General features: G+C 54.0%; 12 protein-coding genes. 6 read left to right on the top strand and 6 right to left on the bottom strand.

The annotated features are described in order from the left end of the window. The first annotated feature begins 429 nt into the window (after positions 1-429). Positions 430-2,082: a methyl-accepting chemotaxis protein gene (locus B4923_RS01285; RefSeq protein WP_109052539.1), complete on the top strand. Its 1,653-nt coding sequence runs from the start codon at positions 430-432 to the stop codon at positions 2,080-2,082. A 124-nt stretch (positions 2,083-2,206) separates the two neighbouring features. On the opposite strand, the gene B4923_RS01280 is transcribed toward B4923_RS01285, so the two are convergent. The 3 genes from B4923_RS01280 to lysA form a co-directional block, all read right to left on the bottom strand. Next, on the bottom strand, positions 2,207-2,659 hold the full coding sequence (locus B4923_RS01280; protein WP_109052538.1) for a GNAT family N-acetyltransferase: 453 nt from the start codon (positions 2,657-2,659) through the stop codon (positions 2,207-2,209). A gap of 160 nt (positions 2,660-2,819) precedes the next feature. After that, complete coding sequence (locus B4923_RS01275) at positions 2,820-3,137, bottom strand: PTS sugar transporter subunit IIB (protein ID WP_109052677.1); 318 nt, start codon at positions 3,135-3,137, stop codon at positions 2,820-2,822. A 99-nt stretch (positions 3,138-3,236) separates the two neighbouring features. Further along, positions 3,237-4,499, bottom strand: a complete 1,263-nt coding sequence (gene lysA, locus B4923_RS01270) for a diaminopimelate decarboxylase (RefSeq protein ID WP_109052537.1) — start codon at positions 4,497-4,499, stop codon at positions 3,237-3,239. A gap of 142 nt (positions 4,500-4,641) precedes the next feature. Between lysA and B4923_RS01265 the strand changes: the two genes are divergently transcribed. From B4923_RS01265 to pspG, 3 genes are all read left to right on the top strand, one after another. Beyond that, on the top strand, positions 4,642-5,565 hold the full coding sequence (locus B4923_RS01265; protein WP_109052536.1) for a LysR family transcriptional regulator: 924 nt from the start codon (positions 4,642-4,644) through the stop codon (positions 5,563-5,565). A gap of 189 nt (positions 5,566-5,754) precedes the next feature. Beyond that, on the top strand, positions 5,755-6,732 hold the full coding sequence (dusA, locus tag B4923_RS01260) for a tRNA dihydrouridine(20/20a) synthase DusA (RefSeq protein WP_245929470.1): 978 nt from the start codon (positions 5,755-5,757) through the stop codon (positions 6,730-6,732). Positions 6,733-6,934: 202 nt separating this feature from the next. Then, the gene (pspG, locus tag B4923_RS01255; protein WP_109052534.1) at positions 6,935-7,156 is read left to right on the top strand and encodes an envelope stress response protein PspG; all 222 of its coding nucleotides are present in this window, start codon (positions 6,935-6,937) and stop codon (positions 7,154-7,156) included. Positions 7,157-7,522: 366 nt separating this feature from the next. Here the strand turns inward: pspG and B4923_RS01250 are convergent, their stop codons facing one another. After that, positions 7,523-8,512, bottom strand: a complete 990-nt coding sequence (locus B4923_RS01250) for a quinone oxidoreductase (RefSeq protein ID WP_109052533.1) — start codon at positions 8,510-8,512, stop codon at positions 7,523-7,525. Positions 8,513-8,639: 127 nt separating this feature from the next. Here B4923_RS01250 and dnaB point away from each other — a divergent pair, with 127 nt between their 5' ends. Both dnaB and alr read left to right on the top strand, forming a co-directional pair. Next, on the top strand, positions 8,640-10,046 hold the full coding sequence (gene dnaB / locus B4923_RS01245; protein WP_109052532.1) for a replicative DNA helicase: 1,407 nt from the start codon (positions 8,640-8,642) through the stop codon (positions 10,044-10,046). A 33-nt stretch (positions 10,047-10,079) separates the two neighbouring features. Next, positions 10,080-11,159 (top strand): alanine racemase, encoded by a 1,080-nt coding sequence (alr, locus tag B4923_RS01240; protein WP_109052531.1) that lies wholly within the window; start codon positions 10,080-10,082, stop codon positions 11,157-11,159. Between the two features lie 76 nt (positions 11,160-11,235). On the opposite strand, the gene B4923_RS01235 is transcribed toward alr, so the two are convergent. After that, entirely contained in the window at positions 11,236-12,000 is a 765-nt protein-coding gene (locus B4923_RS01235; RefSeq protein WP_109052530.1) for a transporter substrate-binding domain-containing protein, read from the bottom strand. Positions 12,001-12,054: 54 nt separating this feature from the next. Continuing rightward, the gene (locus tag B4923_RS01230) at positions 12,055-12,300 is read right to left on the bottom strand and encodes a hypothetical protein (RefSeq protein ID WP_245929465.1); all 246 of its coding nucleotides are present in this window, start codon (positions 12,298-12,300) and stop codon (positions 12,055-12,057) included. Between the last annotated feature and the right edge of the window lie 25 nt (positions 12,301-12,325).

Raw genomic sequence — 12,325 nt, 5'->3', positions numbered from 1 at the left:
ACGCGATAGCCTATTCCTCAGGATCGGCGCATCGTATCGCCCTTTCATAAACAAACCACCCTGCCGCCGGCTGGTCAAAATCAGACTTACCGCCGATGATAATAATCCAGTTTATTTTTCAACATACCATGTCTTTATTCCATGAATAAATAATAAACAGAAAACAAATGACGTTCTGCGCCTTCGGCAACCACAACAACCCGGCATTAAACCGCTCACGGAATTTATAAGCAATTTCTATTAACTAATAGAAAAAACAAATATAAATCTCGAATTAACACCTGCTTGTTTTTTACCTGATGGTGACCATCAGAATAGAAGGTAATTAAGCCGCTTTTTCAACGAAATCTATAAAATAACCAGGAGTACTATCTAAAAGTCCTGCCAAAGGGCAGGTATTTACTTCCACATAAGGGTTTATAAAAAATAATGAAGAATTACAAAATCGGTACCCGGCTGGCCGGAGGATTTGGCTTACTCATCCTATTTTCTCTGGTGATGTTAACCAGCGGTATTTATCAACTCAACCAGGTCTCTCATAGTACGCAACAAATGATGCAAGAACCGCTTCGTAAAGAACGTCTGGCATCGGATTGGCACGCCGCGCTGGTCGCAGGCGTGCAACGGAGTATGGCGGTTGCCCGCAGTAATGACGATTCACTGGCTGAGCTGTTCGCCGCCGAGAACGCCGCGGCGAGCAAACAAAGCAGCAAACGGCAGGAACAATTTGCCAGCCTGATTTCTACCCCTGAGGAGCAATCCTTATTCGACAAGGTCGGCGAATACCGTCAGCTGTACATCAAAAAACGCGACGCCATCATCACGGCAAAGTCGGCGGGTCAGTTTGATAAGGCCGTCGAGTTATTCGAAAAAGAGTTTATACCGGCGTCAAACGGCTATCTGGAAAGTGTCGAGGCACTGAGTGACCACCAGCGCACCAGCATCGACCAGATGGGCGAAAGCATCAATCAAAGCGCAAACCAGGGTTACCTTTTCCTTGGGATCATGGGGCTGCTAAGCGCCGTCGTCGGCGCACTGGTTGCCTGGATGCTGACGCGCAGTATCGTTCAGCCGCTGGCTCGTGCCGTACAAGCCACGCAGGCCGTGGCGGCAGGCGATCTGACATATGCCATACAGCCGGAGGGACGCGACGAAGCGGCTCAGCTACTTCATGCCTTGCAAGACATGACCGTTCGTTTGCGCACCATCGTCGGTGAAGTCCGGCAGGGCTCGGAATCCATCGCCGGCGCATCGTCGCAGATCGCCGCAGGCAATATCGACCTTTCCAGCCGTACCGAAGAACAGGCCAGCGCCCTACAGGAAACCGCCGCCTCTATCGAAGAATTGAGCGCGACGGTACGACAGAACGCGGATAACGCCCGGCAGGCCAACCAACTCGCACAGGCGACCACCCGGCAGGCACAGTCCGGCGGGCAACTGGTGACTGAAGTTGTCGAAACCATGGGGGCGATCGACGCATCATCTAAAAAGATCGTGGATATCATCGGCGTTATTGACAGTATTGCATTCCAGACCAACATTCTGGCACTCAATGCGGCAGTAGAAGCGGCGCGGGCGGGTGAACAAGGCCGAGGCTTTGCCGTGGTTGCCAGCGAAGTTCGGAGCCTGGCACAGCGCAGTGCATCAGCGGCCAAAGAGATCAAAGAACTGATCGATCATTCAGTCGAAACCGTAGACGCGGGTAACCGTCTGGTCGAGCAAGCGGGCGTTTCCATACAGGAAATCGTCAACGGCGTGCGCCGGGTCAGCGATCTGGTGGGAGAAATCAGTTCCGCCAGCAACGAGCAGACGCTGGGCATTGAGCAGGTGAACGTTGCCGTGAACCAGATGGAAGTTACAACCCAGCAGAACGCCTCGCTGGTTAATGAAGCCTCATCGGCGACTCAGTCTCTGCAACAACAGGCGGCGCAACTGGCTCAGACGGTGAGTATATTCCTGTTGGACAACGACAGCCGGCTTCCCAATACGCCGACTGTCGCACCGTTAACGCTCAAACCAGCGCTGGCGTCCCCGGGTGGGAAAAAGGCGTCAGCGAATGAAGGGGATTGGGCCTCTTTCTGAGTACGGTATTCTGGTCACAACATTAAGGGGCCGCGGTGATCCCGCGGCCCCTTGTCAGGCGCGGGCGATGAAATCGCCTGAAAACACGTTGAGTCCGGCACACAAATCCATTTTCACTGCCATGCTATAACCCTTGACGATATAGCCTCACCACTTTATCCGGATAATCCAGCCCATCCCCGATATACTGCCAGCCGAATTTTTCGTAATAGCCGCTGAAGGTCGCGTACAGATACAGGTCTGCAAACCCGGCGCAACGGCTATAATCCAGCACATGGCGCTGTAGCATCTGCCCCAGTCCTTTATCACGCTGATTTTCATCGACATACAGCGCCGCCAGCCAGGGGGTCAAATCCTGACGGCTGATCAAATCGCAGCGCCACAGTCCAACGGTGCCAACCAGGCGATCCGCTTCCAGTGCAATGAACGTCACGGGCAAAGCGGGGGGATTGAGGCTGCTACGTACTACACTGGCAAAAAACTCACGGCTGTTGTGACTGCCAAACGCCTGCCACAACCAATCCGTTACCTGCTCCTGATGCTGAGGGTACTCAGCCAGATAAACAATCTTTGCCATGTCTACGCCCGTTGTTCCTGAAAGATCGGTACAGAATCAAACAATTACACGCCAAAATCCCGACGAATGTCTACCATACCTTCGAGTCCCGGCATCAACCGCGCTTCAAGAACAATTGTCCGACTGATGGCAACGCGGATAATAAGGAACAATAATTGGCCTACTTTACCAAACTCAGCGCCTGATCAAGCACTTTCGCACCATTTAATGTCCTGTATGCCACAGGATCGATCACCGCAATGGGGATCTGATAGCTATCCGTCAGCTTTTTATTTTCATTCAGCTTAAAACGTACCTGCGGCCCCAACAGCACGGCAATAATATCATTGCCATATTCCTGAAGCTCATCACGCAGGTTTTGCTCCGGAACGGCGTAAATCTTGAGTTCCAGTTCACGACTCTCCGCTTCCTTTTCCATCCTGGTCGCCACCAGCGAAGTGGACATGCCCGCAGAGCAGGCCAGTATGATTCTTTTCATCAGTCCGATCTCCATCTCATCCCTTACCTGTCATCCAGGCGACTCTGGCAGCAATCTCTCAGGCATCTATCGATGCCTCACCTCCCCAAATCACCCCGATTAAACCGACTCCAGCGCCAGCAACGCTTCCAGCGTCTGACGGCGGCGAATCAGCCGCGGTTTACCTTGCTCGAACAGCACTTCCGGCAGCAGCGGTCGGCTGTTGTAATTGGAGGACATGGAGGCACCATAAGCGCCGGTATCGTGGAAGACCAGATAATCACCGACCTGCGCATCCGGCAACGCGATGGTTTCCACCCCACCGCCAGCCTGCTGGGTAAACACATCTCCGGATTCGCACAGCGGTCCGGCAATGACGCTGTCGCGCAGCGTTGCCTGGCTCAGATCGCGGTTGTCGCCCGGCAACAAGGATATGTGGTGATAGCTGCCGTACATCGCCGGACGCATCAGATCGTTGAAACCCGCGTCCACCAGCACGAAATGGCGGCTTCCCATCGTTTTCACCGCGCGGACTTCGGCCACCAGCACGCCCGATTCCGCCACCAGAAAACGCCCCGGCTCAATTTCCAGCGTTACCGGATGGCCCAGATGAGCGGCAATTTTTTCACGCGCCGCATTCCACAAACCGTAATAGTGTTCGGTATCAATCGATTCTTCCCCCTCACGATACGGAATAGACAAGCCGCCGCCCGCAGAAATCGCCTGAACGTCCTGACCCAGCGAGATAACCTGCCGCACCATGGCATCACACACCTGTTCCAGGTGGCCGTAGTCCACGCCGGAACCAATGTGCATGTGAATCCCCATCAGTTGCAGCTGGTAACGCTGGATATGCGCCAGCGCCAGCGGCAGATCGCCATACCAGATGCCGTGCTTGCTGTTTTCGCCGCCGGTGTTGGTTTTCTGACTGTGGCCGTGACCAAAACCGGGATTAACGCGCAGCCAGACCGAATGGCCCGGCGACTGACGGCCCAACTGTTCCAGCATATCCACCGAACCGGCGTTTACCGGGATATTCAGCTCGGTCACCCGCTGCAATGTCGGACGATCCAGCAGGTCGGCGGTAAACACGATCTCGTGCGCCTCCGTTCCCGGCACAAAACCAGCCACCAGCGCCCGCTCGATTTCCCCCAGCGATACCGAATCCACTTTCACACCCTGCTGGCGCATCAGACGCAGAATGTGCGTATTGGAACAGGCTTTCTGCGCAAAGCGAATGGTATCGAACTGACGCAATTGCGCGATGCGATCCACGATGGTCTGCGCATCATAAGCCCAGACCGGGCAACCAAATCGGACGGGAAGTTCACGCAGGCTTTGTGCATTCAGCGCGTGCGTCATGTCGTTCAGATCGTGTGGCATGATTTTTATTACCAACTATGCATATAAGGTTTGAAATTACCGATCCCCACTATAAAAAATTACCAAAGTGGTAAACAAATATCGTTTTAGGCATAGTCTATTCATTTATGATATGGGTTGACGCATTTGATTGGGGGGAAACATGGCGGCAATATCACTGCGACACATTGAGATTTTCCATGCGGTCATGACTACCGGCAATCTGACGGAAGCGGCAGCGTTGCTGAACACCTCGCAGCCGACGGTCAGCCGTGAACTGGCGCGGTTTGAAAAGCTGATTCAGATGACCCTGTTCGAGCGGGTGCGAGGGAGACTGTATCCCACGGCACAAGGGTTACAGCTGTTTGAAGAAGTACAGCGTTCCTATTACGGGCTGGACAGAATTATTAATGCCGCCAGCGACATCCGCCGTTTTCAGCAGGCGCAGCTTTCGATCGCCTGCCTGCCCGTGTTTTCCCAGTCGCTGCTGCCTGACGTATGTAAACCGCTGTTGACCCGCTATCCCCGGCTCAGCCTGCACATCATTCCGCAAGAATCGCCGCTGCTGGAGGAGTGGCTCTCCGCCCAGCGACACGATCTGGGACTGACGGAAAACAATCTAACGCCAGCCGGTACGGAGCGCCAGACGCTGATGCTGCTGAACGAAGTCTGCGTGCTGCCCGCCGGACATCCTCTGGCGGCAAAAATCGTGCTTACTCCCGCCGATTTTGCCGATGAGCCCTTTATCAGCCTGTCGAGCGCCGACAGCTATCGCCAACTGCTGGATAAACTGTTTCAGGAACAAGGCGTGGCACGACAGATGGTATTGGAAACGCACAGTGCGGCTTCGGTCTGCGCCATGGTTCGCACTGGCGTCGGTATTTCGATTGTCAATCCGCTGACCGCCCTGGATTACGCGGCTTCCGGCGTTGTCGTACGCCCTTTCAGTATTGATGTTCCGTTCACCGTCAGCCTGATTCGCCCACTGCATCGCCCTGCTTCGGCGCTGGTGGATACGTTTATCGATCAGCTTAAACGCTATGCCGCTGACGTCCCCGGACGTTTACAGCAAGTGCTACAGCAGTGACGAGCCGAATGCCGGATGGGATCTTATGATATAGTGCATACTATTCTCCTTTTATGACCTTTTCCCTGCGGGAAAACCGACGCAACCACTGACCTGATAAGATCCATGCCACAACATAGCCAACTCACCCAGCATCAGCACGCAGCCTCACACGCCACATTCCCGTCAGGACGTTTTTCCGTCGCGCCGATGCTGGACTGGACCGACCGTCATTGCCGCTATTTTCTCCGCCAGTTAAGCCGCCATGCCCTGTTGTATACCGAAATGGTCACTACCGGCGCGATTATTCATGGCAAGGGCGACTATCTGGCTTATCACGAGGAAGAACATCCGCTGGCGTTACAGCTGGGCGGCAGCGATCCCGAAGCGCTGGCGCATTGCGCCTATCTGGCCGAACAGCGCGGTTATGATGAGGTGAATCTGAATGTCGGCTGCCCGTCCGATCGCGTGCAAAACGGCCGCTTCGGCGCCTGCCTGATGGAAGAAGCTACGCTGGTGGCTGACTGCATCAAGGCCATGCAAGATCGGGTTTCGATCCCGGTGACGGTGAAAACGCGTATCGGTATCGACGATCGGGACAGCTATGAATTCCTGTGCGATTTTATCCAAACCGTGGCCGTTCGCGGCGGCTGCGATACCTTTATCGTCCACGCCCGCAAAGCCTGGCTATCTGGCCTTAGCCCGAAAGAAAATCGCGAAATCCCGCCGTTGGATTACCCACGCGTCTATCAGCTCAAACGAGACTTTCCGGCGCTGACGATTGCCATCAACGGCGGTATCAAAACGCTGGAGGAAGCCAAAATCCATCTGCAATATCTGGATGGCGTGATGATGGGCCGTGAGGCTTATCAAAATCCTGGCATACTGGCGCAAGTGGATCGCGAACTGTTCGGCGAACAGGCGGCCGGCCCGGATATCGTCGCCGTGGTGGAATCCATGTATCCCTATATCGAACGTGAGCTCTCGAACGGCGCCGCGCTAGGCCACATTACCCGTCATATGCTCGGCCTGTTTCAGGGCGTGCCGGGCGCACGCCAGTGGCGGCGTTACCTGAGCGAAAATGCGCATAAGCCGGGAGCCGATGCCGCCGTTGTTGAACGTGCGCTGGCATTAATCAATCACACCGTGACGGCCCGTAAGGGCGACGGGCAGGATAGCCCGTTATAAAACAGACTAACTGTTAGTCGTTTTGACTAACACCATGCTTTCCCTCCTCCGGCTGTCGCTGATAAATCAATAAGTTATCAGCGATACGTTTTGGCACGATTATTGTAGTTACCTGATAACCGCCATTGCGTTTTGCTATCGACAACAGGCGACGAATCACGCTGAACAGGCAAAAAATAATCAACCGCCACAGGAGCACACCATGTTGGAAATTTTCTTCGTTATTGGATTCTTTATTATGCTGATGGTCACCGGCGTCTCGCTGCTGGGCGTGATTGCCGCACTGTTTATCGCTTCAATTTTTATGCTGATTGGCGGACTGTTCGTCATCACGCTCAAAGTCTTGCCGTGGCTACTGCTGGCCGTCGCGGTGGTTTGGATATGGCGTCATTTTCAGCAAAAACCGGTGCGCTATTACCGCTGATTCGGCAGAAAATCTCCTTAACAGGGTATGCGACAGCCAGGTTGGACCACCATTGAAGGATAAAGGGATATGCAAAACTGTGCGCCAGCAGATATTTTTTCCTGATAACGGCTGCTAGGATGTCGCCACAATTTATTGTCTGTCTTGCCTGACATCAGGTTTTATCATTATCTGAAAAAACAGCCTATTAAAGGCAGCTGGCAAAACGATTTCATCATCGTCAGGAAACATAATAGTCACGCAGTGGCACCTTCATGGCGACTACCCCGCTGTACCCTACATACAGCTTGATGAAATTAGCGTAATGGCAGAGGCCTCCCTTGGGAGGCCTTTTGCTTTTCCAACATCGGCGATGGAAACGCCCGATTACCGTCCCGGTATCAACAGGCTGGAACCTTGAGTACGACGGCCTTCCAGCGCCTGATGCGCGGCCTGAACGTCGGACAAGGCGAAGACCTGTTCCGGCGCGACATCCACCTTGATCGCGCCGCTGGCAATAAGCGAGAACAGCTCGCTGCTCGCCTGATCCAGTTCAGTACGGTTAGTGACATAACCGTGCAGTGACGGACGGGTCACATACAGTGAACCTTTCTGATTGAGGATGCCCAGATTAACGCCGGTCACCGGACCAGACGCATTCCCGAAACTGACCATCAGTCCGCGACGATGCAGGCTGTCGAGAGACGCCTCCCAGGTATCTTTCCCCACCGAGTCATACACCACCGAAACCTTGTTGCCATCGGTCAGTTCCGCGACTCGCTGAGCAATATTTTCAGTGCGGTAGTTAATCGTTGCCCAGGCCCCTTCCTGTTTGGCACGCTGCGCTTTTTCATCGGACCCCACGGTACCGATCAGTTTGGCGCCCAGCGCTTTCGCCCATTGGCAGGCAATCAACCCCACGCCGCCGGCTGCCGCATGAAACAGAAAGATTTCATTAGGTTTGATTTCATAAGTCTGACGCAGCAAATAGTACACCGTCAGCCCTTTCAGAAAAGAGGCCGCCGCCTGCTCAAAACTGATGGCGTCCGGCAGAATAGCGACTTTATCTGCCAACACATTATGAACATCGCTGTAGGCTCCCAATCCCGACTGAGCATAAACCACGCGATCGCCGACCTTAATCGCACTGACGCCGGCGCCGACTTTCGTTACCACGCCGGCCGCTTCCGTCCCCAGCCCGGAAGGCAAATCGGGAACCGGATACAAACCGCTGCGAATATAGGTATCGATGAAATTGATGCCGATGGCGTGGTTTTCCACCTGAACTTCACCCGCCGCAGGCTCATTGGGCGTAAAATCAACATATTGCAGAACCTCTGGCCCACCGTAAGCTCTGAACTGAACTCGTTTTGCCATGTTATCTCCTCAACCGTGACGGTTTCATTGTCTCGCCATAATACGTATTGCAGTGTGGCATTTCCTGCGTTCAGATATACAATGCCCTCTAATCCAATGGCAAATCAACCGGTAAAGACCTCGCTTCATGGCAGAAAAAAGACCAACCAATAAATCGAATGAACCCCGTGACCGCCAAATGGAAGGATTAAAGCTTCCGCCACACTCGCTGGAAGCGGAACAGTCGGTATTGGGTGGACTGATGCTCGATAATGAACGCTGGGACAACGTGGCAGAGCGTGTTGTTTCCAACGATTTCTATAATCGCGCCCACCGCCTGATCTTCACCGAAATGCAGCGTCTGCTGGAAATGAACAGGCCGATCGATCTGATCACCCTGTCGGAATCACTGGAACAGAAGGGCGATCTGGAGTCGGCCGGCGGCTTTGCCTATCTGGCCGAACTGGCGAAAAACACCCCCAGCGCGGCTAACATCGGCGCTTACGCCGACATTGTGCGGGAGCGAGCCGTCGTACGTGAGATGATCGCCGTCGCCAACGAAATTGCCGATGCCGGTTACGATCCGCAAGGGCGCAGCAGTGAAGACCTCCTCGATCTGGCCGAATCCCGCGTTTTCCAGATAGCCGAAAACCGCGCCAGTAAAGATGAAGGCCCGAAAAGCATCGATCGCATTCTGGAAGATACCGTTTCCCGTATCGAACAGCTTTACCAGCGCCCGCATGACGGCGTAACCGGTGTTTCCACCGGTTATCAGGATCTGGACAAGAAGACCGCCGGTTTGCAGAAATCCGACCTGATTATCGTCGCGGCGCGTCCTTCAATGGGGAAAACCACGTTCGCCATGAACCTGTGCGAAAACGCCGCCATGATGCAGGATAAACCGGTGCTGATCTTCAGTCTGGAGATGCCCGGTGAACAGATCATGATGCGTATGCTGGCTTCGTTGTCCCGCGTCGACCAAACCCGTATCCGTACCGGTCAGTTGGACGATGAAGACTGGGCGCGAATTTCCAGCACCATGGGCATCCTGCTGGAAAAGCGCAACATGTATATCGATGACTCTTCCGGCCTGACGCCAACGGAAGTGCGTTCCCGCGCCCGTCGGGTATTTCGCGAACATGACGGTCTGAGCCTGATTATGATCGACTACCTGCAATTAATGCGCGTACCGTCCCTGTCGGATAACCGTACTTTGGAAATTGCGGAAATATCCCGTTCACTCAAAGCATTGGCAAAAGAATTGCAAGTTCCTGTTGTTGCACTGTCCCAGCTTAACCGAAGCCTGGAACAGCGTGCAGATAAACGGCCGGTAAACTCCGACCTGCGTGAATCGGGATCCATCGAGCAGGATGCCGACCTGATTATGTTTATCTATCGTGATGAGGTTTATCATGAAAACAGTGACTTAAAGGGAATTGCAGAAATTATTTTAGGGAAACAGCGTAACGGCCCGATCGGTTCCGTACGTTTGACCTTTAACGGGCAGTGGTCGCGCTTTGATAACTATGCCGGCCCACAATACGATGATGAATAGCGCACAATGATAATCATGCGTTAAGGATAAAGAATGAAAACGGCAACTGCCGTCATTAGCCGCCGTGCTTTGCGTCATAACCTGCAACGGGTTCGCCAGTTGGCTCCTGAAAGTCGTCTGGTCGCGGTGGTAAAAGCCAATGCTTACGGTCATGGTCTGGTTGAAGCGGCACAGACTTTTCACGACGCCGACTGCTACGGCGTCGCTCGACTCTCGGAAGCCCTGACGCTGCGTGCCGCGGGGATCACCAAACCTATCCTGCTGCTTGAAGGTTTTTTTTCTGCCGACGATCTTCCCCTGCTGGCGACCCATCAGCTTGAAACCGCGGTTCACAGCCCCGAGCAGCTTGCGGCGCTGGAACAAGCCGACCTCCCCCACCCTATCCGCGTCTGGATGAAACTCGATACGGGAATGCATCGCCTCGGCGTACTGCCGGAACAGGCGGATGCGTTCTGGCAGCGGCTAACCGAATGCCACAATGTGGTGCAACCGGTGAACATCATGAGCCATTTTTGTCGCGCCGATGAACCAGAATCCGGTGTAACAGAACGTCAACTGGCCTATCTTGATGCGTTTGCGCAGGGAAAACCGGGGGCACAGTCCATCGCGGCATCCGGCGGCATTCTGCTGTGGCCGCAGGCGCACCGCGATCAGGTTCGTCCCGGTATTATTCTGTACGGCGTGTCCCCCCTCGACAATGAAAATGCCGTCCATTCCGGCTTCCAGCCCGCCATGACGTTGACATCGCACCTGATCGCCGTGCGCGAGCATAAAGCAGGAGAATCCGTCGGTTATGGCGGCACCTGGACCAGCGAGCGCGATACGCGGCTTGGGGTGGTCGCCATCGGCTACGGCGATGGTTATCCGCGCTGTGCGCCGGCAGGCACGCCGGTATGGATAAACGGACGTGAAGTTCCGCTGTCCGGTCGGGTTTCCATGGACATGATTACCGTCGATCTCGGACCAGAGGCGCAGGACCACGTGGGCGATGAAGTCATCCTGTGGGGACCGGCCCTGCCGGTGGAGAGCATCGCCACCCATACCGGCGTCAGCGCCTACGAGTTGATTACCCGCTTAACGCAGCGCACGCAGCTGGAATACCTTGATGATTAGCAGCACCGCGCGGCAATAAAACAAACGGATAAAAACGAAAGGAAGCGCCAGCGGCGCTTCCCTGATCTGAAACGTGTTACTGTCCGACGGCCAGCCACTCGCCGACAATCTTCTGATACGCGCCTGTCGCCTTGGTCAAATGCAGCCACTGATCCACATACAATTTCCAGCTCATATCTTCGCGCGGCAACATATACGCTTTTTCCCCGTACTGCATCGGTTTGTCCGGGTTAATCGCACACAGTTCCGGGTAGTGTTTCTGCTGGAACAAGGCTTCTGATGCCTCGGTAATCATCACATCCGCTTTCTTATCCACCAATTGCTGGAAAATAGTCACATTGTCCTGCAACATTAACGTTGCCTGCGGCAAGTAAGCCCGGGCGAACGCTTCGTTGGTTCCTCCCGCCGGTTCAATCAACCGCACGGATGGTCGATTAAGTTGCTCGATGGTCTGGTATTTATCTTTATTCTCGCAACGCGCCAGCGGAATTTTCCCGTCCACGTCCAGCGTCTGGGTAAAAAACACCTTTTTCTGCCGCTCCAGCGTGACGGAAATTCCGCCCATCGCGATATCGCATTTGCCGGACTGAAAATCAGGCATCAGCGTTTTCCAGGTGGTTTTCACAAAATTCACCTTAGCGCCCAGACTTTTTGCCAGCGATTCCGCCATGGAAATATCGATCCCTTCGTAGCGGCCATCGTCATGCAGAAAGGTATACGGTTTGTAATCGCCAGTGGTGCACACGTTCAGCACGCCTTGCTGCTGAACCGTATCCAGATGAGATTCGGCGCTTACCCCTCCGGCGACCAGCAACAATGCACACGAAACCCATTTCATCATGATTTTCCCCTTATAAAAGATATTCAGATTTTATTATTACGCTAATCATTCCCTTCACAGCCAGATCGGTATCAGCAACACCGAAATCTGCATTTCCGGCGCCATCGCCATCATCACCGGAATACCTGCCAGGAACAGCAGACCCATCGCGTTGGTGATGGAATCTCCCAGGATTTTAAAACGCGTTTCCTGATGCGACAGCTTTTTCGCCGAACGAAATGGCAGATGAGTAATGTAAATCATCGCCCAGTTGATAACACCATGAAAACAGTGATAATTTAAATTCTTCTTGAATTTCACGATTCATGCATGAAATGCGAAATTT

The organism is Brenneria roseae subsp. americana (assembly GCF_003115815.1).
GTDB lineage: Bacteria > Pseudomonadota > Gammaproteobacteria > Enterobacterales > Enterobacteriaceae > Brenneria > Brenneria roseae.
The sequence above is the reverse complement of the archived record's forward strand: the minus strand, read 5'-3'. Positions and strand labels throughout refer to the sequence as shown.